The sequence below is a fragment of the Pelovirga sp. C15f genome (assembly GCF_057178085.1).
Window position 1 is genome coordinate 992,824 of record NZ_JBXUCV010000001.1, and the last position, 26,855, is coordinate 1,019,678.

The following is a 26,855-nucleotide window of genomic DNA, read 5'->3' on the forward strand; positions in this document are numbered from 1 at the left end:
AACGGGATGTTACCTTGAGTAATTACCTGACAAGGATTTATCGGCGTCAACCTTTTCACCATCTCACAGGAGAAAAAATATGAGCCAGCAACCAAGAGTTATTATCGAAACCAACAAGGGGTCGATCACCATCGCCCTGAATCAGGAAAAAGCTCCTGTCTCTACCGAGAATTTTCTCAGCTACGTGCGCAACGGATTTTATGACCAGACGATCTTCCATCGGGTTATCCCTAACTTTATGATCCAGGGGGGTGGTTTTACTGCCGACATGAAACAAAAAGGGACCAACCAGCAGATTAAAAACGAGGCCGACAATGGTCTTAAAAATGTCCGCGGTTCTATTGCCATGGCGCGTACCCAGGTGGTAGATAGTGCCACCAGTCAGTTTTTCATCAACCTGGTCGACAACAGCTTTCTCGACCACCAGGGGAAAACGCCCAACGCTTATGGTTACGCCGTTTTTGCGCAGGTCACTGACGGCATGGAGATTGTTGACACTATCGCCAAGGTACCAACCGGCAATTCAGGCCCCCATCAGGACGTTCCCAAAGATACCGTCATGATCTTAAAAACCACCATCGTCGAGTAAAAAAAAATCGCTGCGAAGGTTCCTTCTCTTTGCAGCGATCCCTACTCCCCATGCGGCGCCAATGGCAGAACCAACCTGAAAACGCTCCCCTGCCCCGGACACGACTCAACCTGCAAGCGACCACCGGCCTCATCAATGATCCGGTGGCAGATCGTTAGCCCCAGACCCGTTCCTTCCCCCGGCGCCTTGGTGGTATAAAAAGGATCAAATATCTGGGGCAGATGTCCTGCCGCGATACCACAGCCATCATCTTTGATCTGCAGCCAGACATCGTCCTGTCCGCGACCGGCGGTCAGCTCAATCCTCCCTTTTTTTTCGCAGGCATGAACGGCATTGATCAGTAAATTGATATAAACCTGATGAAGTTTCTGTCGATTGATCAGTACCATAGCAGAAAGCTCAGCCAACTGATCATCGATGCGTACCTCTTTAAAAGTGCCCTGACGCGCGAGCAATTCCCGACAGGCTCGTAATTCAGCAATACAGTCGACCCTGTCAATGCTGTTTTTATCCGCCGGTCGCGCAAAGTTGAGGAGCTCGCGCACCAGATAATCAATCCGCTGGGTTTCTGCCAGACACCGCTGCGCAACATCCGTATCGACTACATTCAGGCGGGTTTTGAGTACCTCAAGATAGCCGATCAGCGCCGCCAGCGGATTACCAAGTTCATGAGCCAGTCCGGCAGCCAACTGCCCCACTGATGCCATTTTTTCACTGCGGATCAGCTCATCACGGGCCTGCTGCAATTGTCGATTGGTATTTTTCAGTTCTTCGATGTGTATACTTGTTTGCGCCTGACTTTTATCCAGGGCCGTCACCATGTCATTGTAGGCCGTGGCAAGTTGCGCTAATTCCGTCGGGCCGGCAATCGGCAGGCGGGTGTTCAAATTGCCTCGTCCGACATCCTGAGTCGCCCGCAATAACAGTTTGGCCGGTTTGATAATATTGCGCTGGAGCAGATAATAACCGGTAGCGATAAGAACCAGACCATAGAGCGCTACATAGATCAGCAGGATCTTAAGAGCATCCAACAACTGCAGACGGATATCCTCGAGACTGAAGTGCATTTCCAGCGCTCCAGCAAAGCGCTGATCAACATAAAAGGGAAGCGCTAGCTGAACCCCGGCACGGGTTGAACCGAACAGATTCAGCAGAGCAGGAAAATTGACGCGCAACTCCATATTTCCTGTGAGCTTGACCTGCTGAAGCCGGGGGATATGAAACGGCGCTTGTCCATCTCTACTGAAGGACTCCAGCACATTGAGATCCTGATCAAACAACCACCAGCCGCTGCAATAAGCATTCTCGCTCAGTTTATTCAACAGGCGTTGGCGTGAGAGGCTGACGTTAGACAAATCTGCTGACTTTTGCTGTTCCGTTAAAGCAACTGCGACAAAGCGGGCGGTTTCATCCAGGTGGCGCAAGCGTTCCGCAAGCAGGCGTTGCTCAGTCAGGCGCAACATCAGTATCCCGCCCAGCAGCAGTGCTGCAACCAGAAGAAATGCCAGAGTAACAAGGATTTCAGTACGTAAACCGACATTTTTTTTCACAACAACTTAACCCTACGCCAGTGATGACAATTCCTGTTCACTACCATATTTCACCAGGAAAATGAATCTTGTTTGTCAAAGTGCCCTTGAACAGGTAATAATAGACGAACCTGTTGTGTTCGAAGCCGTCTTCAATAAATATCATCAAAGGATTTCCTTATGGCAAAAGTGCTCTATCTCGATCAAGACGTTTGTATCGGCTGTGAAACCTGTACCCGGATCAGTCCCAAGGTTTTTCATATGGTCTCGGAACATAAAGCCGGCATTCTTGATCCCAAAGGCGACAGTATCGAGAAGATTGAGGAAGCAATGGACAATTGTCCGGTAGCCTGTATCACCTGGGACGATGAATAAACCCTGGTGGTGATATCGACAAGATTGAAACCGGCCGATCTGATTGATCATTATTATCTGTCCCACCCGGTGGCACGTACGATCCTGCTTGACCATAGCCGCCGGGTGTCCCGCCGGGCGCTGGCGATCGCCCGGTCTCTTTGCCGGCGAGGACAGAGCCCCGATCTGCAGTTTATTGCTGAGGCTGCCATGCTGCACGATATCGGCATGATCTTTACCAACTCCCCCGACATCGGCTGTCACGGTGAGGCTCCATACCTGCAGCATGGCATCATTGGTGCCCGGTTGCTCAGAGATTTAGGGCTGCCCGACCATGCGCGCGTTTGTGAACGTCATACCGGAGTGGGATTGACGGCAGCGGAAATTGAGCAGACCAACCTGCCCTTGCCCAGGCGCGATATGCTCCCGGAAACCCTGGAAGAGAAAATCATCTGCTATGCCGATCTCTTTTACTCCAAAGATCCGAACAGATTGAGCCCGGTTAAAAACATTGACAGTGTACGTAAACAACTCAAAAGCTTCGGTCCTGACAAGGCACTGATTTTTGATCGCTGGCGGGCCGATTTTGAACCGGAACATTGTTGCTGATGGAAGCCTGGATCCAGCAAATGCTCGTGTTTCTTCCTGCCGGCAGCAAATATCATTTTCTGATCTTTTTTGTCGCCTTCGCAGAGTCCCTGCCGGTTGCTGGTCTGCTTGTTCCCGGCAGCACGATCATCGTTCTGGCCGGTTTTCTCATTGTTGCCGGCAAAGGCAACCTGGCTACCCTGATCCTGGTATCTGGCCTTGGTGCTCTGCTCGGTGACCTGCTCAGCTTATGGCTGGGGAAACGCTATGGTGGCATCTTTTTGCGTATGCGTTTTTTTCGCCGTCGGCGAAAGATGATCAGCTACGCACAGAGATTTTTCCTCACACATGGCGGCAAAAGTTTGTTTTTTGCACGGTTTCTGGGTCCGATCCGCGGAATTGTTCCATTTGTTGCCGGTCTGTCACAAATGCCCCGGCGGGCCGCGACCGGCTACATCCTGACGAGTTCGATCCTTTGGGGTATTTGTTACCCGGGACTCGGCTATCTTGGCGGCAGCAGTCTGCAACAGGCGCAGACCATGGGTGTACGTTTTGGACTGGCAGTCTTTTTACTGCTGCTTATCGTACTGGTGCATTACCAGGTTAAAAAGCTGTTCAAGTAAGTACCGCTCACAGCAAAAAGGCCACTCTTAAAAAGAGTGGCCTTTTTGCTGACATGTTTTATCAGGTCAAGGGATCAGGCCCCGTAACCCTCCATCTCATCAAACTGCAGATACTGGTAAATCTGTCCTGCTTTAGGAGCAATACACTCCTTGTAAACCGCAAGGTACTCAGCCGGAGTCGGCAATTTACCGACATTTGCAACAACGGCACCCAGTTCAGCCGAACCCAGATAAACCTGAGCGCCATCACCAATGCGATCATCGAAGTTCCGGGTACTGGTTGAGTACATATTGACCTTATCCGGCACCCGTGCCTGGTTCCCCATGCACAACGAACAACCGGCAATTTCAAGCCGTGCCCCTTTGGCACTGAAGATGGAAAAAACAGCTTCTTCTTTGAGTTTTTCCTGATCCATACGGGTCGGTGGACAAACCCAGGTACGTACGTTGGGGTTGAACTTCTCACCACGCCAGATCTCAGCGGCGGCGCGGAAATGACCGATATTGGTCATGCAGGAACCAATGAAAACGTCCTGGATTGAGGTGCCCTGGACTTCTGAAAGAAGCTTGACATCATCGGGATCATTGGGGCACGCGAGAATCGGTTCGGTAATCTCGGCCAGATCGATTTCGATAACAGCGGCATATTCAGCATTAGAATCGGCACGGATCAATTTCGGATCCTTAAGCCAATCCTTGACGGCATCAATCCGGTTGCGCAGCGTCTCTGCATCCTGGTAGCCATCCTTGATCATCCGCTCCATCAGGGCAATATTCGAACGCAGATAAGCACAGACGCTCTCTTCCGACAACTGGATGCAACCGGCAGCCGCTGAGCGTTCAGCAGCTGCATCCGTCAGTTCAAAGGCCTGTTCGACGGACAGATCGGGAAGACCTTCCATTTCGAGGATACGACCGTTAAAGATATTGACCTTGTTCTTCTTGGGGACGGTCAACAGTCCTTGTTTGATCGCCCAGTAGGGAATCGCATTGACGGCATCACGCAAGGTAATACCCTCGTTTAATTGACCCTTAAAGCGTACCAGCACTGATTCCGGCATATCCAGTGGCATAAAGCCAAGGGCACCGGCAAAGGCAATCAGACCGGATCCGGCAGGGAAGCTGATACCAATCGGGAAGCGGGTGTGGGAATCGCCACCGGTACCAACCGTATCGGGAACCAACAGACGGTTCAGCCAGCTGTGGATAACGCCGTCACCGGGACGTAAGGGAACACCGCCGCGCTCGGCGATAAACTGTGGCAGGGTTTTGTGCATTTTGATATCTGCCGGCTTGGGATAGGCGGCAGTATGGCAGAACGACTGCATCACCATGGGCGATTGGAAGCGCAGACAGGCAAGTTCTTTCCACTCATCAGCGGTCATGGGTCCGGTCGTATCCTGCGAGCCAACCGTCGTCATTCTGGGTTCGCAGGAACTGCCGGGCAGTATCCCGGCAGCACCGCAGGCACGACCAACCATCTTCTGTGCCTGGGTATAACCCTGACCCGGTTTAGGCTCAGGATTCTGAACTTGCGCAAACAGCGCTGAAGCTTCCAGTCCAAGAGCCTTGCGAGCAACCCCGGTAAGAGCGCGGCCGATAATCAATGGCACCCGGCCACCAGCGCGATATTCATCCGGAACCGTAGAGGGCTTGATCTCAAAGGTTGTGATCACCTTACCAGCAGCGTCGGCAACTTCACCTTTGGCGGTATTGATGGTGATAATATCACCCATATTCAGATTACTGACGTCCATGCGCAATGGCAAGGCACCTGAGTCCTGGGCGGTGTTGAAAAAGATCGGGGCAATAACTCCTCCGATAATAACGCCGCCACGACGTTTGTTAGGTACGGCAGGAATATCATCACCGATACACCACAAAACACTGTTACAGGCAGATTTTCTCGAGGAACCGGTTCCGACAACGTCGCCAACAAAGGCCACCTGGTGACCTTCGGCGCGCCACTTGGCAATTTCCTGAATACCACCGGGAAAACGGGTTTTCCCCATAGCCAGGGCGTGCAAAGGAATATCCGGGCGACTCCAGGCATCACCTGCAGGCGAAAAATCATCAGTATTGATTTCCCCTTCGACCTTGAATACCTTGACGGTAATAACTTCAGGCATCGCCGGCTTGCCGGTAAACCACTCAGCATCAGCCCAGCGCTGAACTACTTTTTTCGCTGCTGCGTTTGATTTTGACAGCTCAATGACCTGCTCAGCAGCATCATAGACATAGGTCATGGCGGACAACGCATTAGCGGCGTGTTCGGCAAGTTCCTTGTCTTTCAGGGCATTGATCAGAGGATCCACATTATAACCGCCAATCATGGTCCCAAGAATCTGAACAGCCTTGACCCGATCAATCAACGGTGACGTTTTAGAACCGGTAATCACATCTGCCAGAAATGCCGCCTTGACTTCAGCAGCAGGATCCACGCCTGGTGAAACCCGCTCGGTCAGCAGGTGCAACAAAAATTCTTCCTTACCCGCTGGAGGCTTCTGCAATAGCTCGCACAGACCTGATGTCTGTTCAGGGCTTAATGGTAGCGCAGGAATCCCCTGGGCCTTTCTTTCCTCTTCGTGCTTCAGATAAGCGTCAAGCATCTCTCTCCTCCGGTCATCGCGTTAGAAAATTGGGTTTCATGTCCTGATTTTTCATTCATAAAATCAAGGTTAAACAGGCGTTCTAGTGTCCAGCAACTGCATACTGTATACGATTTTTTCAAGTGAAGTCAACGTGCAGATCACCTTTGGACAAAAACAAACACCCTGGGCGCGTTCCTGCGTCGATTTGCAGACAACAGGATCAGCAACGCTGTCAGTGTGAAATACTATGGCACACTTAAGGGCTATCGTAATTGCAACAGGAAAAAGCTTTGGATCTACACTACCAGGGAGAAAACATCGTGTTCGAGACATTACTGTTACTGGGCGCTGCACTCATTCTCATCGGGCGTTTTCTACCCGACGAGAATGAGCCGAAAGCGGACTAATGAACCTTCAGCAGCTCAACTTCAAAGATAAGAGCGGAACTTGGAGGAATAACAGGTGGCGCGCCCTGATCGGCATAGGCCAATTCGGCAGGGATGGCAATCTCCCACTTATCCCCTTCCTTCATCAGTTGTAGGGCTTCGGTCCAGCCGGGGATAACATTACCAACCGGAAAGGTGGCAGGTTCCCCGCGGGAGTAAGAACTGTCAAATTCAGTTCCATCTACCAGGGTGCCGCGATAGTGAACGTCGACTGTTGAATCAGCCTTGGGCGAGGCCCCTTTGCCTGTTGACAACACGCGATACTGCAAGCCGGTTTCCGTTGTCACAACACCCTTCTTTTTGCTGTTCTCTTCAAGATATTTCTGAGAAGCGACAGCATTGACCGTAGCCTCAGCTGCCATCTTTTCCATGTCGCGCGCCTGCATCTGCTGCTGAAAAGCCATCAGCGTCTGCGCCATCTGATCTTCATCCATCAGGGTTGGTTCGCCCTTAAAAGCGGACACCAGACCAGCCGCCACCTGCTCCGGGTCGATATCCAGTTCCTGCATTTTCATGTTCATACCAATGTTCATGCCGATGGCATAGCCAACCTTCTGAGCTTCTGTTTCCAATGTTGCTGCATAACCGATGGTCGCAACAAACATCACAATAACTACTGCAATGATAAGTTTTTTCATCTTAAACAACCTTTCTATCAGGGTTTTTGAGAGTCATCCGAACAGGATGCTTGTAACACAGACATTACAAACGGACTCAATAAAAAAAGCAAGGCCCGGTGTTGTTGCGCCGGGCCTTGCTTTATCCATAACTGTCCAGCAGATTAACCAGCCAGAACTTCTTTCATTTTCTCAAAACCAAGGCTGTAGGCCTTTTTGTTCAGGTCCTTGAAGGCTTCGGGCACTTTAGCCAGAACCGCCTGCTCACCTGACTCGCGCTTAACAACATCGGTCAAGGCAATCATCGCACCCAGAGCAATAACATTGGCGACGATTTCGCGACCAACATCAACCTTTGCAGTGCGCATGATCGGCAGACTATAGACCTTGTAATTGCCCTTTGGAGGGCGTGTGACAAAATCACTGTCGACCAGAAGAACACCACCGTCTTTGATGCCAACAGCATACTTATCGGCGGCTTCCTGGGTCATCGCCAGGCAAGCATCAACAACAGTTGCCTTGGGATAATCGATCGGCTTTTCGCCGATGATAACTTCAGATTTGGAGGCACCACCACGGGCTTCCGGCCCATAACTTTGCGATTGTACGGCATGCCGCCCTTCGATAATCGAAGCGGCTTCAGCCAAAATAATTCCGGCAGTGATCAGACCCTGACCACCCGCACCGGAAAAGCGAAGTTCATATCTTTCTGCCATGATTCTCGTCTCCTTATGGGTGTGATCAGGCGCCTTTTACACGCGCAATGATTTTTGCGTAGTTTTCGCAGTATTCCGGACGGTCTTCCTTGTGCAGCACACCGGTCAACGTCTTGCCTTCCAGCTGCTCGGGAGTCATCTTTGCCGCTGCAGTGACCGGAACCGCGATATCCTTCAGACGCTTCATCATGTCCACTACACTGCGGAACTTGTTACGGCGACCGTAGGTTGTCGGACAATCGTCGAGAATTTCAATCACCGCCATACCCTTGTGCTTAATCCCTTCAGCGATCAGCTTATCGATCTGAGTGGCGTGAAAAGCTGTGGTCCGGGCGACAAATGTCGCCCCGGCACCGATTGCCAGCTTTGCCAGATCAAAAGCGGGATCGGGATTACCGTAAGGAGTCGTTGACGCCAAATGTCCGGTCGGGGTCGACGAGGAGAACTGACCGCCGGTCATACCGTAGATGTAGTTATTCAGCAACACGTAAGTCATGTCGATATTACGCCGACAGGCATGAATAAAATGATTACCACCGATAGCCGCGCCGTCGCCGTCGCCGCCACAACAGATAACCGTCATCTCGGGCTTTGCCATCTTGACGCCGGTAGCAAAAGCAGCAGCACGACCATGAGCGGTATGCAGGGTATTAAAATCCAGATAACCAGGCATCCGGCTTGCACAGCCGATACCTGAAACAATCGCCGTATTGTTTTTTTCAAGACCGCAGATATCCATGGCCCGGATCAGGCCCTTCATGACAATGCCATGACCACAACCGGGGCACCAGATATGAGGCAGCTTACCTGGGCGGATTGATTTTTCGTAATCGTAAGCCATTTAAAGGACCTCCTTAACCTGGTCAATAATTTGGGTCGGAGTGAGGGGATCACCATCGACGCGGGTAACCAGACCTAATTTGCATGTATTTTTGACAATCCGCTCAACCTCGAAAACTATTTGACCGAGGTTCATTTCAGCAACGACCATCGCCTTGACCTGCTCACCCAGTTCGGCAACGCGCTTTTCCGGGAAAGGCCAGAGCGTGATCGGACGGAACAAACCAGCTTTAATGCCCTGCTCACGCAGTTCATTCACAGCATAACGGGCGGAGCGCGCTGTTGAGCCGTAAGCGAAAACTACAACCTCGGCGTCTTCAGTCAGATACTCCTCGTTCAATTCAATATCAGCGCGAGCTTCCGGGCATTCAACCTTTCGGATCTGGCGACGTTCTTCAGCATCTACCAACTCAGCTTTGGTGGTTGGGAATCCATCTTCTGCCTTGTTCAGGCCGGTGACGTGAAAACGGTATTCGGATCCAAAGGCCGCTAACGGCGGAACATCTCCAAAAGAGGTATCAAACGGCTTATATTTGTCCGGCGTCACCGATGGGGCGGTTCGATTAATCACTTCGAGTTCCCCCGGCTCTGGAAAGACAATCCGCTCACGCATGTGACCGACGATTTCATCAAACAGAACCTGTACCGGCATACGATATTTTTCTGCCAGGTTAAAGGCACGTACGGTTTCAGAGAAAATTTCCTGACAGGAAGAAGGACACAGAGCGATGGCAGCATGGTCACCGTGGGTGCCCCAACGGGCCTGCATCACATCAGACTGACCTGGACCGGTCGGCATACCGGTTGAAGGGCCACCGCGCATAACGTTGATGATAACGCAGGGGACCTCTGCAATACAGGCATAGCCGATCAGTTCCTGTTTCAGAGAAACACCAGGACCTGAGGTTGCGGTCAGCGCTTTTGAACCAGCGAGGGAAGCACCGATGATTGATGCCATAGCACCGATTTCGTCTTCCATCTGAATGAACTTACCACCGATTTTGGGAAGCTCGCCTGACATGACTTCGGCAACTTCGGTGGAAGGAGTAATTGGGTAACCGCCGAAGAAGTTACATCCGGCATAAAGTGCGCCCTGGGCGCAAGCCTCATTCCCCTGTAAAAGAGCAATTTTCTTTGCCACGAACCGACCTCCTCTAGCTATTACAGCTTGTGAACTTTAATGGCGAAGTCAGGGCAACGCAACTCACACTGATTACATGCGATACACGCATCAGCGTTAGCGACCTTGACAACAAATGCATCCATCTCCAGGACCTTTGTAGGGCAGAATTCTACGCAGATGCTGCACCCCTTACAATAGGCTTCGATGATTTCAATTTCCGCTTTCGCGCTCATGAACGATTTTCTCCTTTACTATATAGTGACTGTCGACAAACAGCTTTTCAAAGCGGCGGAATGCTAACATAAGCGGCGACTCTACGCCAGCAAAAACATCCATGCCTTCAAGCACCCTGTACGTTGATGCTTTTCTTTATAAAAGCAGTGGGTTAGGCTCTGCTCTGGAAATCGAATAAAATACTTCCCGCAACAAAAAAAACGCTGCAACAGGTTTTTACAGGCACCTTATTCCATGCCCGAACGAACTCTACCCTGTTTGCAGCTCCTCTGCACCGTGATTATTCAATTGTCAGAGGGGAATCTAACAAGAAGGGCAGCCAAATGACTGCCCTTCCAAAAGAAGAACAATATCCCGTCTAGAGATTCATGCTGCCAACAAGTTCCTTAACGGCAGCCACAGAATTGTCCATCAGTGCCTGCTCTTCAGCATCAAGTTTCATTTCAATGATCTTTTCGATACCACCGGCACCGATGACACAATGAACACCAACATAGAAGTTGTCGACACCGTACTCACCTTGCAGCAAAGCACAGGTCGGCAGAACACGCTTCTGATCCTTCAAGAAAGACTCAGCCATCGCCACAGCTGATGAGGCCGGGCTGTAGAAAGCACTACCGTTACCGAGCAGCTTGACAACTTCGCCACCGGCGCCCTTGGTGCGCTCTACCATAGCGGTCATCACTTCCTTGGCCTTGGCGGCACTACCGTACTTCTGCTCAAGCAGTTCCATGACCGGGATCCCCGCAACATTGGCATACCGTACGAGGGGAACCATGGTATCACCGTGGCCACCGAGGGTAATAGCGGTGACATCCTTAACGGAAACACCGAGCTCCCAGGCGATGAAAGCAGCAAAGCGGGCAGAGTCAAGCACGCCGGCCTGACCACAAACACGCTCAGACGGGAAACCGGTCACCTTCTGGCACAGGGTCACCATGGCGTCGAGAGGGTTGGAAATAACGATAACAAAAGCGTTCGGAGCATTATCACGAATACCTTCAGCCACGCTGGTCATGATCTTTGAGTTAACACCGATCAGGTCATCACGGCTCATACCAGGCTTACGCGGCAGACCGGCGGTAACGATAACAACGTCAGAACCGGCAATATCCTTGTAACTATTGGTACCGGTCACGCTGACATCAAAGCCATCTACCGGAGAGGCTTCAGCAATATCGAGGGTTTTCCCCTGGGGCATATTTTCGACGATGTCAAACATCACCACGTCACCCAGTTCACGCAGGGCACAGAGCTGAGCCAGAACGCCACCAATCTGTCCGCCACCAATCAAAGCAATTTTTGGTCTCGCCATTTTCTCTCTCCTTGTTGTTGATATATTATATTTAATTAAGCCGGGACGACCGTTCGTCCCGGCTCGGCTAATTGACTAAAAAGCAACTACATCTTGTCGATGATAGCATTCAAGGTAGCACTGGGGCGCATTTCCTTTTCTGCCTTGGCCGGGTCCGGACGGAAATAACCGCCGATATCAACCGGTTGACCCTGGCAGGCGATCAATTCAGCATCGATCTTGTCAGCGCTGTCAGTCATTTCCTTCGCAATCGGGGTGAAACGGGCCTTGAGATCCTGATCCTGATCTTGTGCTGCCAGCGCCTGGGCCCAGTACAGGGTCAGATAGAAGGTGCTGCCGCGATTATCCAGTTCGTTGACTTTCCGTGACGGCAGTTTCTGGTTCTCAAGATAGGTACCGATCGCGGTATCCAGGGTTTCGGCCAGCACTTTGGCCTTGCTGTTGTTGTAATTTTTTGCAACCAGTTCCAGCGATGGCACCAGAGCACAATATTCGCCCAAAGAATCCCAGCGGGTATGTCCTTCTTTCAGGAACTGCTGAACATGCTTGGGGGCTGATCCCCCGGCACCGGTTTCAAACAGACCGCCACCAGCAAGCAACGGCACAATCGACAGCATCCGTGCACTGGTCCCCAGTTCCAGGATCGGGAACAGGTCGGTGAGGTAATCCCGCAGCACATTTCCGGTGGCCGAAATGGTGTTAAGCCCTTTGCGGATCCGCTCAAGGGAGAACTTCATGGCTTCACGCGGAGCCATCACCTTGATCTCAAGACCGGCGGTATCATGGTCGGGCAGATATTTGTTGACCTTGGCAATGATCTGCCGATCATGACCACGCTTTTCATCAAGCCAGAACACGACCGGCTCACCAGACTCACGACAGCGCTCAACCGCAAGGCGAACCCAGTCCTTGATGGCAATATCCTTGGTCTGGCACGAGCGATAGACATCGCCTTTTTCGACCTTCTGCTCCATCAACACCTGACCGGCAGAATTAACCACCTGGAATGTGCCGTTGCCTGGTGCCTCAAAGGTTTTATCATGGGAGCCGTATTCTTCGGCTTTTTGTGCCATCAGGCCAACATTGGCTACGCTGCCCATGGTCGCAGGATCGAACTGACCGTTTTCTCGGGCATTATCGATGATCTCAGCGTACATTGTGGCATAGCAACGGTCAGGAACCATCGCGATGGTATCCTGCAGTTGATCCTGCAGATTCCACATCTTGCCGCCATCCCGGACAACGTTAGGCATCGAAGCATCGACAATAACATCGTTGGGAACATGCAGGTTGGTAATATTTTTACGGGAATCGACCATCGCCAGTGCCGGGCCACTCTTGTAACACTTGCTGATATCGGCTTCAATTTCTGCTTTTTTCTCTGCCGGCAGCTTATCCAGTTTAGAAAGAATATCGCCCATACCATAGTTGGGGCTGGCACCGATTTCTTTGAGGGTGGCAGCGTGCTTATCAAGGGCATCCTTAAAATAAACCGAGACACAGTGGCCGAAAAGAATCGGATCGGAAATCTTCATCATCGTGGCCTTCAGGTGCAGTGACAACAGCACGCCCTTTTCTTTTGCCTCGGCAGCGGTGGCAGCATAGAACTCACGCAGCTTGCGAACATTCATGGTAGAGCTGTCAAAAACCTCACCAGCCTGCAGCTTGATTTCCTTAAGAACCTTGGTACTACCGCCTTCATCAACGAATTGAATTTTGACGGTGCCGGCAGCATCCATGGTTACTGATTTTTCAGACGCATAGAAATCGCCGCTATCCATGAAGGCGACACGGCATTTGGACTCACCGGCCGCTGGCCATGGTTGCATCATCTTGTGGGGATTTTTCTGGGCAAACTTTTTTACCGATGCGGCAGCACGACGATCCGAGTTGCCTTCACGCAGAACCGGATTTACCGCAGAACCCAGCACCTTGGAAAAACGCTCCTGAAGCTTGCGATCATCGTCGCTTTTTGCTTCTTCGGGATAACTGGGGATATCATAACCCTGTTGCTGAAGTTCCTTGATGCAGGCCTGCAGCTGGGGAATCGAGGCACTTATGTTCGGCAGCTTGATCACGTTGGCCTCGGGGGTCTTCACCAGTTCACCCAGCTCTGCCAGATGATCAGCGATCCGCTGTGCTTCCGTTAAACGCTCCGGAAAAAGTGACAGCACACGGCCGGACAGAGAAATGTCACGAGTTTCCACCTCAATGTTGCAGCCCTTGGTGAAGGCTTGAACAACGGGCAAAAAGGCATAGGTGGCCAAAGCCGGTGCTTCGTCAATTTCAGACCAGATTATTTTTGCTGCCATTCGTCTCTCTCCTTGATTAATGTAGTGTCAAAACAAACCAGCCCATAACAAAGTTATAAACTGAGAATCCCGCATGGGAAAGCGTTGTATACAGTATACAAACGAGGGGGAGGCTGTCAAGGGGGTTCAGGAATAACCGGCGATTAAAACTCTCCATTAAAAGACAGGTTATCGCTGCTGCCTGCGCCTGGCCGAAATCACAAAAAGACCTTGAAGAAAAAACACTGCAACCAGGCGCCATCCGGACTTATCAGAACAGGTTCAACTCCCGCGCTTCTTTTCGCGCTGCTTCGAGCTCTTCACTGTTTTTATCACGCGGGATATCCAGCACCTGACCGGGTGCAATTTCCTGAGGAGTTTTAATCTGATCACGGTTCGCACGGTAGATCAGAGGCCACAGCAATCTGTCCCCATAGACTTCAGGCAAATTAGCGATTTCGGCCAGATTCTGGCCGGCAAGGACTTCATATTGCTGAATCTTTTCGGGTTCAGACGGGAGTGAGGGGGGGGGCGGTGGTGGTTTTTCCGCGCTGGCAGCACTGGCAGCACGTGCTGCTGCCTGCCGGGCTTCCTCCTGGCGACGCCGTTCCAACTCACGTTGGCGCACAGCCGCCTCCTGCTCCGCCAGTTCGCGCAAACGTTTATCTTCCTGCAGCCGGGCTGTTTCTGCGCGCTGACGCTCGAGCTCGGCCAGACGCTTCAGAGCGCGCTCTGACTCGCTGCGAGCATCTTTTGCGTAACGCTGTGCCAGACTGATGGTTCGCGCAGCAGCCCGGTATTGCTGTTTTTTCATCTGTTCTTCAGCAGCTTCCAGGGCGGCCTTAGCCAGCCGGTATTCACCTGGTGACCAGTCCGCGGCGCCGACTTGCGCGGCGTCGCGAACCAGATAACGTGCGGTTTCCAACTCAGCAAGCGGGGGCTTGGCACAACCAGCAAAAGCCACGGCTGTGATAATGATGATAAGTAAAAATCTGATCGTCATTGAGACTCTTTTTAAAGGATCGCTATTCCTGTTTTTTTCGCAACCGGATGCCAAGTTCCTGCAGCTGTTTTTCGTCGACCGCATTGGGAGCATCCGACAACATGCAGGTCGCTTTCTGGGTTTTTGGGAAGGCAATCACATCGCGGATCGAATCCGCCGCGGTCAGAATCATCATCAACCGATCGAGACCAAAAGCGATCCCACCATGGGGTGGTGCGCCATAGCTCAAAGCATCGAGCAAGAAGCCGAACTTCAACTGTGCCTCCTCCTGACCGATACCCAACAGTTCGAACAGGCGCGACTGCACCGCCTGATCGTGGATCCGGACACTGCCACCACCAACTTCAGAACCATTCAGTACCAGATCGTAGGCTTGAGCCCGCGCCTTGCCGGGATCGCTGTCGAGCAGCGGTATATCCTCTTCCAGTGGGGAGGTAAAAGGATGATGAACGGCAACATGACGTTTGGCTTCGGCGTCCCACTCGAGCAACGGAAAATCGGTCACCCAGACAAAGCGATACGCATCTTTGCTTGCCAGTCCCAGGCGCTGGCCCAGATGACCCCGCAACCGCCCCAGCGCCTCATTGGTAATCGCGGCCGTATCAGCAACAAACAACAGTAGATCACCAACCTCGGCGGACAGTTTCTGATTAAGGCCGCTCAACTCCTCGGCGCTGAAAAATTTGGCAATGGGGGACTGCCAGCCCTCTTGCGTTACCTTGACCCAGGCCAGCCCCTTGGCACCGTAAATTTTGACAAAATCGCCAAATCCGTCAAGATCCTTGCGTGAAAAATCCGCCCCCCCCTTAACGTTGATGGCTTTAACCAACCCGCCGGAAGCAGCTACCTCAGCAAACACCTTGAACTGCGAATCGGTCATCAATGCTGTTAGGTCAACCAGCTCAAGATCAAAACGCAGGTCGGGGTTATCAACGCCAAAGCGCCGCAAAGCCTCAGCATAGGTCAGACGCTCCATCGGCAATTGAACCTCAAGGCCGATGGCTTCTTTAAAGATGGCGGCAATCAGTCCCTCCATAGTGCCAATAACATCGTCACTCTTAACAAAGCTCATCTCACAGTCGATCTGGGTAAATTCCGGCTGGCGATCAGCCCGCAGATCCTCGTCACGGAAACATTTGACAATCTGGAAATAGCGATCAAAACCGGACACCATGAGCAGCTGCTTGAACAACTGCGGGGACTGTGGCAGGGCGTAGAAGTTACCTGGGTTAACACGGCTTGGCACCAGATAGTCACGGGCACCTTCCGGGGTACTCTTGGTCAGCACCGGAGTTTCCACTTCCAGAAACCCCTGACTGTCGAGATAGGTTCTGACCGTTCTGGCAACCAGATGACGCATCATCAGGTTACGCTGCAAGGCTGGCCGCCGCAGATCAAGATAGCGATATTTCAAGCGGATATTTTCAGCCACCTCGGTATATTCATCAATCATGAAAGGCGGGGTTTCAGAGCGGTTGAGAATCAGTAATTCCGTTACCTCAATCTCAATTTCACCGGTTTTCATGCGCGGGTTGACCGTTCCTTCCGGGCGCGCAGAAACCGTTCCTTTGGCTGCAACAACATATTCGGTTCGCACCTGTTCAGCCTTCTGGTGTGAAGCGGCATCACGATCAGGGTCAAGAGCCAGCTGTACTATCCCCTCACGATCGCGCAGATCGATAAAAATCAGGCCGCCATGGTCGCGGCGCCTCTGCACCCACCCCATGACACAAATTTCCTGACCGATCAATGCTGCCGTCGGTTCACCGCATCGATGTGTTCGCTTCCAGCTTCCCAGTTTATCGTTTTGCACAGTGCCTCCAGATGCGCCAGATCAGCGCCTAAATAGTTATTGTTAAACGGGCTATTATATTGATTTCAATGACCTTCGGTCAAGCAATAGAAATGGGTCTGAAAAAATTACCTCAGTATTTCCAGCAGGGCATCAAGACGGACACTGGTCTGGGTGCCATCTGCCATCTTTTTGAGCTGCGCCTGCCCATTGCGCAACTCATCGTCGCCGATAATCAGGGTATGAACAGCACCCAGCTTGTCCGCCCGCCGCATCTGCGCTTTCAAGCTCTTGCTCTGGAAATCCATTTCCGCGTGCACTCCCTGAACCTGCAGTTGCGACATCAGAATAAAAGCCCGCTCGGCGGCAGCGTCCCCGAGGGCGGCAATAAACAACTCGGGTGGGGCGATGCTGGCGGCATCCTGGTCGAGCATAAGTACCAGACGTTCCAGACCGATGGCAAAACCGATCCCAGGCAGCGCCGGTCCGCCCAGACTTTCAATCAGCCCATCATAGCGGCCACCTGCCGCTACGGCGTTTTGAGAGCCCAACCGATCGGTCACCAGTTCAAAGGTCGTACGCACATAATAATCCAGGCCACGCACCATCCGCTCATTAACAACGTAAGGCACCTTGAGCAGATCGAGATAACGCCGGACCTGACTGAAATGCTGATCACACTCGCCGCACAAATGATCGATCATTGCCGGCGCATCAGCCGTAGCCGCCCGGCAGGTGTCCACCTTGCAATCAAGCACGCGTAACGGGTTGGTCTGATAGCGCCGTTGACATTCACTGCACAGCGGATCCAGTCGTTCTTCAAGGTATTGGATCAATTGTCGGCGATAATCGGGGCGGCAGACCGGACAACCAAGGGAATTAATTTCCAGGGAGACGGCACTGATACCGATACGGGTAAAAAAATGATGAAGCATCATCAGTACCTGGGCGTCAATCTTGGGATCTTCGACCCCGATCGCCTCGGCACCAATTTGATGAAACTGCCGGTAACGTCCTTTTTGCGGACGTTCATAGCGGAACATCGGGCCGAGATAATAGAGCTTGGCAACCGCATCCTGGGTAGCCAGACGATTCTGAATAATGGAGCGCATCACCGGCGCCGTCCCTTCCGGGCGCAAGGTCATGGAGTTGCCACTCTTGTCAGCAAAAGTATACATCTCTTTTTCAACGATGTCGGTCGTTTCTCCGATAGAACGACAGAAGAGCTCGGTTTTTTCAAGCACCGGCGTTCTGATTTCAGTAAATCCGTAGATGCCGAAAACCTCGCGCGCACTCTGTTCAAGAAACTGCCAGACACCAACGGCATCCGGCAGCACATCGTTCATTCCCTTGATTCCTGAGATACTCAACGCTCTATCCTTTCATGCTTATGCTTACACTGACAAACGGGGAAACTACCGACCACCATGACTGTGACCATACTCCATTTCATCAGCAACCAAAAGGGGATTAACACGGGGACGAACGATCTGCAGATGATAAATGAAGAGTGTTCGACGATGTTATAAATCAAAGAAGAGGGAACAGCAAGAACTAGCTTTTCAGAAGGTTACTAAAGTTAAGACTAGCGGGTATCTCCGATATCAACGGCACTGCAGATACTGTTACGCGATTCTTTACCGGCGTACATGGCCTGATCAGCGAGACCAAGGAGGCGTTCCTGGTTGGTGGCATCATCGGGAAAGGTCGCAATGCCGATAGAGACCGTTACCTGCGACGGCTGATTGTCTTTTTCCAGGAAAACATGCTTTTCAATCAACCCGCGAATCCGCTCGGCGACAACCCGCGCCGCACGCTGATCAGTCTCAACCAGCAGGGCGGCAAACTCATCACCACCAAAACGAAACAGGGTGTCGACATCACGAACACAACCACGCATCAGTCTTCCCACCTCCTGCAGGGCTGCGCTTCCGGCCAGATGTCCGTGCTGATCGTTGATCTCCTTGAAACGATCCAGATCCATAAACAAAACAGAAAACTTCAGGCCATAACGCTGCGAGCGCATCATCTCCTGATTGAGGGCAATCTGAAGATAACGATGGTTATACAGACCGGTCAGATCATCGGAATACATCAGCTGCTGGGCATTGCGATAACGCGAAGCGTTGGCAAACCCCAAGGCAATCTGATCGCACAGGTAGCGCAGGTCAGCCGGAGAGAAATCGGGGTCGTCACAAAGGGCTTCACTGATCAGAAGCCCCCCCTTTAACAGATCTCCGTCGCGCAATGGCAGCATCCAGATCTGCTTAGGAGTTTTATTCAAGCTGCGCAAGCCCTCCTGGCAATGCGCGGACGGTTGAACAACACCGGCCGCCTGAAAAAATTCCGGCAGCAGCAGGTCGATCAACTTCTCGGCATCACCGGCGTGGATCTTTTTCAGCCCCGTCAGGTAGGTTGCCTTGTCTTCGGCCAGGGTAAAAGAAAACCCCGATTCGGAACCCAATTTGCGCATCAAGGCTTCAAGGGATTGAGGAATCAGGCATTCCAGGTCGATCAGCGAGGAAAGAGTCTGGCCCGTTTGAAACAGGTTGATCTGGCGTTTAAGGTGGGCATTTTCAGCCAGCAGGCGGCGCTGCTCCAGGCAGGTTAAAATCAGGTGCTTGAGTTCTTCCGGATTGAAGGGTTTTACCAGATAGTCACGGGCGCCATTTTTGAGAGATTCGATAGCTGAGTCGAGGCTGGCATAACCAGTTACCATCACCACATCAGGAGGCGACGGCAGACCTTTGGCAAAACGCAGCACATCGACACCACTGCGGCCAGGCATGACCACATCGCTCAAGACGAGATCAAAAGATTCAGCTTCCAGCAACCTGACAGCTTCATCTCCACTAGCACAGATCACCACAGTGTAACCGGCATCTTCGAGGAGGTCGCGGTAGAGATGACGAAAAAAAAGCTCATCATCCACAACCAAAATTTTAGCTTGGTCAACCATCATAACCCCTTAGCAATATTGTCATTTAAGTATCAGTCTTTACCCCGCAAAGTCAACGGAAAAGGCCATTGTGCCATTTTTGCGGGCGCCACCCGGCAGCATCCAGCTGCACTCGAACCGTCCCGTCCAGGTCAGTTCGATAAATCCTCAGCTCCTGGTCTTCAAGATGCTCCAGAAGAGCTTTTGATGGTAACCGATAGATATTCTGATAGCCGACGGATACCAGCCCCACCTCAGGATCTAGCAATGGCACCAAACGTGCTGTCTCCGATTTGCCACTGCCGTGATGGGGAAGTTTGAGCAAGGTTGCGGGAGTCGGAATCCCTGCAGCAATCAAGCGCTGCATCCCCTCTGCCTCCAGATCACCGGCCAACAGCATCCCCTGCGCGCGTCCTGCTGTATCGACGGTGCGTAGCGCAAGAACAAGCGAGGCGTCATTGGCATTTGCGGCAACAGCACTGGCATTGAATAGTGCCAGCTCCCCCTTCTGCCAGTCGGCAAAAGGGTTCCACCCCTGCTTGACCACCCGTACCGGAACATTGCGTTTTCTGATCACTTCAACAAGGGCGTCATTATATTTCGCAAGGGGCTCGCCAACAACCAGCTCAGCGACCGGGAACTGTTCAAGAACATAGACCAGTCCTTTCCAGTGGTCAGCATGATCATGAGTCAGAATAATCCGGTCAAAATGCCTGATGCCCAACTCACCAAACGCCGGCGCCAGCAAACGCTGCCCCACATCAAAACGATCACCATAGAGTCCTCCCCCATCAATCAGGATATTCTGACCAGTGTTGTTTTGTAACAGCAGCGACTCACCCTGGCCGACGCTGAACATGGTCAAGGTTACCGGTGCTCGAGACATCAGCGGCAACTGCCACAGTGGCAGTAGCAGCAGCACACAGCCGGCGGTCAGATTTAGCCACGGTCGGCGGATCAGTCGGGGCAACACCAGCACCGGCAACAACAGTAAAGCAACCGCAAGATACTGACTGCGCGACCAGTACAGATACTTTCCCGCCAGCAGCGGAAAGTCGGTCAACCAGAAAGAAAACTGGTAGAGCTGTTCCAGAATAAAGCCACTGCAGCGAAATAATAAGGCCGCTGCCTGTGGCCACAGGGGACACAAAAACAGGCCGACAAAACAGGCCGGCAGGGCAACCAGGGTAACAATCGGCACACAGACCAGATTCGCCACCAGGGATGCCGGAGCGAACAGGTGAAAATTAAACAGTACTAAAGGCACGGTTGCCAGGGTTGCGGCTAGGCTGACCATAAAAATCTGGGCCAGATAGCGCAATCCAGTCAACGGCAGCTCCATGACGCGCGGATGTTGCCACCAGGGTCGCCATAACAGAATACCGGCAGCGCCACTGAACGACAGCTGCCAGCTGGCTGACCACAGCAGCAGCGGATTATAAAGTAGAAAGATCAAAGCTACAGCGGCCAGCAGATGCAGCGGATTTACCTGATAGCGCCACAGCAACAACAGCGCACCGACACCAGCCAGGACAAAAGCGCGGCGGGTTGACACCGCATCACCGGTTAACAGTAGATAAACAAATAGCAACGGTAACAACACCAGCGGCAGCACCCGTTGAGGTGGCTGCCAGTGAAGCAGCCAGGTTGAGCGCCGATAGAACGCCAGCAACACGCGATAACCAAACACCCCTAATATTCCAAGGTGCAGCCCGGAAATCGCAAACAGATGACTGACACCCGCAGCCGCCAGGGTGCTACGTACAGCTTCCGGCAATAGCCGTCCCTCCCCCAGCACCAGGGCCCGTACCAGGGCCGAGCTCGCCTCCGATCCATGGGCCACGATAAAGCCAGCCACCCGGTTTCGCCACTGGACAATCAGCCGTCGCAGCCCACCCTTCCCCTCAGCCACGAGTACGACATCGTCAATTTTCTCGACCCAGCTAGTCATATCGATATTCTGGCTGATTGCATAACGCGGCCAGTGAAACTCCCCCGGGGTGCCGAATAACCGCGGCTGGCGGAGTCTGCCGTTAAAACGGATGCGATCCTGGGGAAGCAGGCCATCATTGACGCCGCCCTCTTCGACACTCAGGCGCAACCTTAACGGGCGCTCAAGTTCCAGCGCCATTTCTTTATCCCGTACCTCATCAATCAGCAGATCAATCCGACGACGGCCATCAGACAACTGACGCACATCGGTAATAACCCCGGCGGCGGTGGTCCGACGGGCCAGCTGGTCGATCCGCGTGACATCATCAGCAAATTGTAAGCGGGCAGAGTATTGGCTGTTGAAGAAGAGTGAAAGGGCAAGGCAGCCCAGAAAAAGGGAGAATCGTTGGAAACGGGGAAAACAGCGGGAATAAAACACCAGGAACAGGCACAGAAGGATTGCGATCCATCCGGTTGGCGTTCCGACGGCAGCGAAGCTGGCGACGACCAAACCAGCAATGGCCGCCGCCAGCAAAGTAAATACTAATGGCAAATCCCCCTCCCTCCCCGGTTAAGTCTATTAAGACAATGTCTCGCTTCAGAAACCTTACCCTGAAGCTTTAACTGAGCGTCCTTTCTCGACGGGGATGTCTTTTTTCCCCTCGTGGGTACGCAGCATCTCTTCAGCCAGCGCAACATCGTCCTTGCAGCCGATAAAAACCGGGGCGCGCTCGTGGATTTGGGTCGGCTTCAGATCAAGAATCGGCTGATGACCGTCGGAAGCCGCGCCGCCGGCCTGTTCAACCAGGTAGGCCATGGGATTGAGTTCAAACAGCAAGCGCAGTTTGCCACGGGGCAGGTTTTTGAGGTGGGGGTAAAGGAAAATCCCCTCCCCTTTGAGCAGCACCTGGTTAATGTCCGGCACAAAACCACCGCTGTAACGCAACTTCACCCCGCTCTTCTCCAGCGAAGAGACATAGGTTTCAACTCCCGGCGTGTACTGATTACGTAAACCTCCCGGCGAGTAAAGTTTGCCTTTAGGCTTTAGCGTAATGTGTTCACGCAGCAGAGTATACTCCATCAGGTTATTCATCCCGAATTCATAAACGCCGTCCCCGACACTGTAAACCAGGGTTGTGCGCGGACCATAGAGAATATACATGGCGGCAACCTGCTCACGCCCGGGGCGCAGCAGATCATAGCCGGGGAAAATAGCAATGATGGTGCCTACCGCCAGATTGACGTCAACCAGAGAAGAACCGTCCAGCGGATCAAAAGCAACCGAATATTTACCCTCCCAGTCGGTCGAGACGGGAATAATCTGATCCATCTCCTCCGACATCATGTTGGCGACAACGCCGGAATGATCAAGGCGTTTGCGCAAGATCCGATCCGCCAGGACATCCAGAGCCAACTGCTGCTCACCATAAAGGTTGGAGGTACCGGCCACCCCGAGGTCACCGGTTCGAATGGAATGGATAATATATTTGGAAGCTTCGGCTATCTCACAAATGAGATGGGTCAGATTATCTTCAACACCAGTTTCGCGCAAATGGCGCCGCAGATCGACCTGAAACTTGGTTTTACCCGGTTCACTCATGAGATACGCTCCCCTTATCTGTTATGGCAATAATCGACCTTAAAGGTCAGCTTGAGTTCGACTTGAGATTACATTAGCCCACCGGAAGACTTCCAGCAACCGTGAACTGGCCCTAATGACATAATTAACCGGCTTCATAAATCTGAGGTCTTACCGGCAACCGCCTGGGCATCGTCTGCCTGGCGACACATCGCCAGTCCTTCTTCGAGAGTAGGATACAGCAGCTTAATTCCAAGCTTTTCCAGCATATGACGATTGGTCATGCGTCGCGATTCTTGCAGAAACGACAATGTCAGGGGATTCATGACCCGTTGCGCTTCGTCCCAGGTTAACTGCTGTGGGCGCGGCAGCTCGTACAGATCAGCGACCGCAGTGAAGTATTCACTCATACTGCTGTGCTGACCATCGCAGACATTAAAGATATCTCCCGCCTCGCCACGTTCCATAGCAACCAGGCAGATACGCACCAGGTCAAGGCTGTGAATACGATTGGTTACCGGTGAATCTTGCGGTCGCAATACCTGATGCCCCTTATGCAGTTGTGCCAATGGCAGGCGTCCAGGGCCATAAATACCTGTCACCCGCAGGATGATCAGGTCAAAACCCAGGTCTTTGGCCCTGTCGCGCAACTGGATTTCGGCGCTGACTCTTCTCTTGGCGCGACTGGTCCGGGGATTGATCGGCGTTTCTTCCGTCACCAGATCATCGCCACAGTCACCATATACACCGCTGGTACTGATATAGACAATCCGCTGTGGGCAGTTATCGGGACTCAGCATACGACAGAAATTTGCCATGCGGGCGTCCATCGATCCTCCGCCTTGCGGCGGCATAAAATAGAAGACACGCTGGCGATGGACAGCCAGCACCGCCAGGTCTTCTCGATAATCGAAGTTGGCGACAATCGGCGTCACCCCTAGAGTCAAGAGTTCTGCCGCCCCTTCGGCATCGTGTGCCGTGGCCTGCACCCTGTGTCCCTGGTTCAGCAGTTCTTTTGCTACCCGTTTACCGATATCACCACAACCAATGATTGTATAATCCATCATCTACCATCACTTTCCCATCAGATCAGACTCTTGTTGACAATTTCGTATAAATCACGCGACAGATCTTCCTGTTGTAACGCCACCAGCTCCTCGCGCAGCAACGCACGCCGCTGCGGCTCAAGGCGTTTCCAACGGGTCAAGGGGGTGGCCATGCGCGCTGCCACCTGCGGGTTACGCTTGTCGAGGCGCCTGATCTGCTCGGTTAACAGACGGTAGCCTTTGCCGTCGGGACGGTGAAAAACTGCCAGATTCTGGGCAAAGGCACCAAGCACAGAGCGCACCCGGTTAGGGTTGTTCAGGGTAAAGTCGGGGTGTAACAACAGGCGTTCGATGTCAAAAAAGGTATTTTCGTGACGGCCTGATGCCAGGGTCGAAAACCATTTGTCGAGCAACAGCGGGTAATGTTTCCACTGCCGGTAAAAATCCTCTTTGACCTGATCACGCACCGGACTCTCCCGACAATCAACCAGAGCAGCAAAGGCAGCCAACCGGTCGGTCATATTGCCGGACTGTTGATAATGACGCAGGCAGCTATCCATCAGCGTCTTATCGGGCTCCAGCATCAGCAGCGCCAGGCAACCATGGGCCAGACGGCGACGACCAACCGCTGCGGGATCGAGAGAATAACCTCCCGCGCCGGAATAGCTGTTATATCGCTGCAGCAGTTTCTCACGATGGACCGACAGCAGTTGCCGCAGAGCCTGTTCGCGCACCGTTCTGATCAGCTGTGGATCAACCTCTGTCAATTGATCTGCAAGATACTGTTCGCTGGGCAATTGCAGCATCCGCGCCAGCAGGCTTTCATCCGCCTCGCTATCCGTCAGAGCAATCCCCCAGGCGTCGACAAAGACCTTGCTCATCCCGGCGGACAACTGCTCCTCAAGCGGCTGCCGATAAAGTTGCAACAACTCGGCAACAGACAACTGCTGACCTGCCTCCCAGCGATTAAAGGAATCGCTGTCGTAAGCCATACGAAACGCCAGATCTTCAGGCCGATCCTGCATTTGCAGGCGTACCGGCGCAGAAAACCCGCGCAGCAACGACGCCACCGGTTGTTCCTGGACCCCGACAAAGGAAAATTGCTCGCGGGTCTGCGTCAACTCAAGGACCCGGCTGGTGCCGGCAGGAGAATTTTCTGTTGCCAGCTGCAAGGGAAGATCGGCACCATTTTGGCCAAGCAACCCCACCACCAGGGGCAGATGAAACGGCTCCTTTTCAGGCTGACCGGGGGTGGCGGGGCAGCTTTGATGACAATCAAGGGTGAAGGTTTGAGTGTCGCGGTCATAATGACAAGCAACCTTTACTTCAGGGGTGCCGGCCTGAGTGTACCAACGCCGGAACCGGGTCAGATCAATCTCACCGGCCTGTTCTAATGCGGCGACAAAATCATCGCAGGTCGCTGCCTGACCGTCGTGACGGCCCAGATAGAGGCGAACGCCCTTGATAAACCGCTCGTGTCCCAGCAGGGTTTCGAGCATACGGATAACCTCAGCGCCCTTGTTATAGATTGTCGTGGTGTAGAAGTTGTTGATCTCCACATAAGACTCCGGACGCACCGGATGTGCCATGGGTCCGGCATCTTCGGGAAACTGATACTGGCGCAGCAAGGCGACATCATCAATCCGCTTGACCGCAGCGGATTGCATATCGGCAGAAAACTGCTGGTCGCGCAGCACCGTTAAGCCCTCTTTCAGGCTCAGCTGGAACCAGTCACGGCAGGTGACGCGATTACCGGTCCAGTTGTGAAAATATTCATGCGCAATCACCGCCTCAATACCCAGATAATCGCTATCGGTTGCCGTTTCCGGACGGGCAAGCACGTATTTTGAATTAAACACGTTCAAGCCCTTGTTCTCCATCGCTCCCATATTAAAATCGTCCACTGCGACAATCATGTAGCGGTCAAGATCATATTCAAGCCCGTAGACCTGCTCTTCCCACTTCATCGCTTTTTTCAGCGACTCCATAGCAAAGGCACAGTCATTGCTGTTGCGCTTTTCAACATATATCTGGAGCAGCACCCGACGCTTGGACATGGTGATGAAGTGATCTTCCAGACAGACCAGATTACCGGCCACCAGCGCAAACAGATAACTCGGCTTGGGAAACGGGTCCTCCCAGCAGGCAAAGTGACGGCCATTATCGAGCACTCCCTGATCCACCAGATTGCCGTTACTCAACAGTACCGGGCAGTCGGCCGGCTCACCCTCGATCCGTACCCGGAATGGCGCCAGCACATCGGGGCGATCCGGATAGTAAGTGATTTTACGAAAACCTTCGGGCTCACACTGGGTGCAGAAAATACCGTTGGACTGATAAAGCCCCTCCAACGCCGTGTTGTTCAGCGGATCGATGCGGGTGATGATTTGCAGGGAAAACTGCCCTGGCGGTGCAGGAATCGTCAAACTGACGTCATCACACTGGTAGTCAGCCGGCGTCAGGGGCCTACCGTCTAGCCCGACGGCCAGCAGTTGCAGATGTTCGCCGTCGAGCATCAGGGGTTCAATCACCCCGTTGCGATCCGGGTTCAACCGTAGCTTCAGGGTCGAGGCAACCTGGGTTGCGGTCGGACTCAGGTTAAAATCGAGTTCAACCTGATCAACCAGGTAGGCCGGGGTAAGATAATCCTTAAGGTGTCTGGTTTGTGGTGACTGGGTAGACATAAGACTCCGAAAATAAATGGTTATT

Annotated in this window: 21 protein-coding genes; 4 read left to right on the forward strand and 17 right to left on the reverse strand. The window is 52.7% G+C overall.

What is annotated here, in order from left to right:
• Positions 1–79 precede the first annotated feature (79 nt).
• Positions 80–589: a peptidylprolyl isomerase gene (locus tag AC1931_RS04620; protein ID WP_483876050.1), complete on the forward strand. Its 510-nt coding sequence runs from the start codon at positions 80–82 to the stop codon at positions 587–589.
• Positions 590–630: 41 nt separating this feature from the next.
• On the opposite strand, the gene AC1931_RS04625 is transcribed toward AC1931_RS04620, so the two are convergent.
• Entirely contained in the window at positions 631–2,139 is a 1,509-nt protein-coding gene (locus tag AC1931_RS04625; protein WP_483876051.1) for a sensor histidine kinase, read from the reverse strand.
• Positions 2,140–2,298: 159 nt separating this feature from the next.
• Here AC1931_RS04625 and AC1931_RS04630 point away from each other — a divergent pair, with 159 nt between their 5' ends.
• The 3 genes from AC1931_RS04630 to AC1931_RS04640 are packed head-to-tail and all read left to right on the forward strand — an operon-like array spanning position 2,299 to position 3,683.
• Positions 2,299–2,493 carry a ferredoxin gene (locus AC1931_RS04630; RefSeq protein ID WP_483876052.1) on the forward strand — a complete coding sequence of 65 codons (195 nt, stop codon included), beginning with the start codon at positions 2,299–2,301 and terminating at the stop codon, positions 2,491–2,493.
• A 24-nt stretch (positions 2,494–2,517) separates the two neighbouring features.
• Positions 2,518–3,081: an HD domain-containing protein gene (locus AC1931_RS04635; RefSeq protein WP_483876053.1), complete on the forward strand. Its 564-nt coding sequence runs from the start codon at positions 2,518–2,520 to the stop codon at positions 3,079–3,081.
• On the forward strand, positions 3,081–3,683 hold the full coding sequence (locus tag AC1931_RS04640; protein WP_483876054.1) for a DedA family protein: 603 nt from the start codon (positions 3,081–3,083) through the stop codon (positions 3,681–3,683). Before AC1931_RS04635 ends, AC1931_RS04640 begins: the two co-directional genes overlap by 1 nt.
• 74 nt (positions 3,684–3,757) lie before the next feature.
• On the opposite strand, the gene AC1931_RS04645 is transcribed toward AC1931_RS04640, so the two are convergent.
• The 16 genes from AC1931_RS04645 to pepN all read right to left on the reverse strand — a co-directional run bounded on the left by AC1931_RS04645 (position 3,758) and on the right by pepN (position 26,830).
• Positions 3,758–6,292, reverse strand: a complete 2,535-nt coding sequence (locus tag AC1931_RS04645) for a bifunctional aconitate hydratase 2/2-methylisocitrate dehydratase (RefSeq protein WP_483876055.1) — start codon at positions 6,290–6,292, stop codon at positions 3,758–3,760.
• 385 nt (positions 6,293–6,677) lie between these two features.
• Positions 6,678–7,358 (reverse strand): BamJ family beta-barrel-assembly machinery protein, encoded by a 681-nt coding sequence (bamJ, locus tag AC1931_RS04650; RefSeq protein ID WP_483876056.1) that lies wholly within the window; start codon positions 7,356–7,358, stop codon positions 6,678–6,680.
• A gap of 143 nt (positions 7,359–7,501) precedes the next feature.
• Entirely contained in the window at positions 7,502–8,053 is a 552-nt protein-coding gene (locus tag AC1931_RS04655) for a 2-oxoacid:acceptor oxidoreductase family protein (RefSeq protein WP_483876057.1), read from the reverse strand.
• Between the two features lie 25 nt (positions 8,054–8,078).
• Positions 8,079–8,894 carry a 2-oxoacid:ferredoxin oxidoreductase subunit beta gene (locus AC1931_RS04660; protein WP_483876058.1) on the reverse strand — a complete coding sequence of 272 codons (816 nt, stop codon included), beginning with the start codon at positions 8,892–8,894 and terminating at the stop codon, positions 8,079–8,081.
• Entirely contained in the window at positions 8,895–10,034 is a 1,140-nt protein-coding gene (locus AC1931_RS04665) for a 2-oxoacid:acceptor oxidoreductase subunit alpha (RefSeq protein ID WP_483876059.1), read from the reverse strand.
• Between the two features lie 20 nt (positions 10,035–10,054).
• The gene (locus tag AC1931_RS04670; protein WP_191156988.1) at positions 10,055–10,249 is read right to left on the reverse strand and encodes a 4Fe-4S binding protein; all 195 of its coding nucleotides are present in this window, start codon (positions 10,247–10,249) and stop codon (positions 10,055–10,057) included.
• Positions 10,250–10,608: 359 nt separating this feature from the next.
• Positions 10,609–11,565 (reverse strand): malate dehydrogenase, encoded by a 957-nt coding sequence (mdh, locus tag AC1931_RS04675; RefSeq protein WP_483876060.1) that lies wholly within the window; start codon positions 11,563–11,565, stop codon positions 10,609–10,611.
• Between the two features lie 86 nt (positions 11,566–11,651).
• Positions 11,652–13,877, reverse strand: coding sequence for an NADP-dependent isocitrate dehydrogenase (locus AC1931_RS04680; protein ID WP_483876061.1), 2,226 nt, complete (start codon positions 13,875–13,877; stop codon positions 11,652–11,654).
• Between the two features lie 250 nt (positions 13,878–14,127).
• Entirely contained in the window at positions 14,128–14,859 is a 732-nt protein-coding gene (locus tag AC1931_RS04685; RefSeq protein ID WP_483876062.1) for a LysM peptidoglycan-binding domain-containing protein, read from the reverse strand.
• A gap of 22 nt (positions 14,860–14,881) precedes the next feature.
• Positions 14,882–16,672 carry an aspartate--tRNA ligase gene (gene aspS / locus AC1931_RS04690; RefSeq protein WP_483876063.1) on the reverse strand — a complete coding sequence of 597 codons (1,791 nt, stop codon included), beginning with the start codon at positions 16,670–16,672 and terminating at the stop codon, positions 14,882–14,884.
• Between the two features lie 107 nt (positions 16,673–16,779).
• The gene (gene hisS / locus AC1931_RS04695; RefSeq protein WP_483876168.1) at positions 16,780–17,997 is read right to left on the reverse strand and encodes a histidine--tRNA ligase; all 1,218 of its coding nucleotides are present in this window, start codon (positions 17,995–17,997) and stop codon (positions 16,780–16,782) included.
• A gap of 239 nt (positions 17,998–18,236) precedes the next feature.
• On the reverse strand, positions 18,237–19,613 hold the full coding sequence (locus AC1931_RS04700; RefSeq protein WP_483876064.1) for a GGDEF domain-containing response regulator: 1,377 nt from the start codon (positions 19,611–19,613) through the stop codon (positions 18,237–18,239).
• Positions 19,614–19,662: 49 nt separating this feature from the next.
• Positions 19,663–22,074 carry a DNA internalization-related competence protein ComEC/Rec2 gene (locus tag AC1931_RS04705; protein WP_483876065.1) on the reverse strand — a complete coding sequence of 804 codons (2,412 nt, stop codon included), beginning with the start codon at positions 22,072–22,074 and terminating at the stop codon, positions 19,663–19,665.
• 54 nt (positions 22,075–22,128) lie between these two features.
• The gene (locus tag AC1931_RS04710; RefSeq protein ID WP_483876066.1) at positions 22,129–23,121 is read right to left on the reverse strand and encodes a class 1 fructose-bisphosphatase; all 993 of its coding nucleotides are present in this window, start codon (positions 23,119–23,121) and stop codon (positions 22,129–22,131) included.
• A 134-nt stretch (positions 23,122–23,255) separates the two neighbouring features.
• Positions 23,256–24,167, reverse strand: coding sequence for an SDR family oxidoreductase (locus AC1931_RS04715; RefSeq protein WP_483876067.1), 912 nt, complete (start codon positions 24,165–24,167; stop codon positions 23,256–23,258).
• A gap of 17 nt (positions 24,168–24,184) precedes the next feature.
• Complete coding sequence (gene pepN / locus AC1931_RS04720; RefSeq protein WP_483876068.1) at positions 24,185–26,830, reverse strand: aminopeptidase N; 2,646 nt, start codon at positions 26,828–26,830, stop codon at positions 24,185–24,187.
• Between the last annotated feature and the right edge of the window lie 25 nt (positions 26,831–26,855).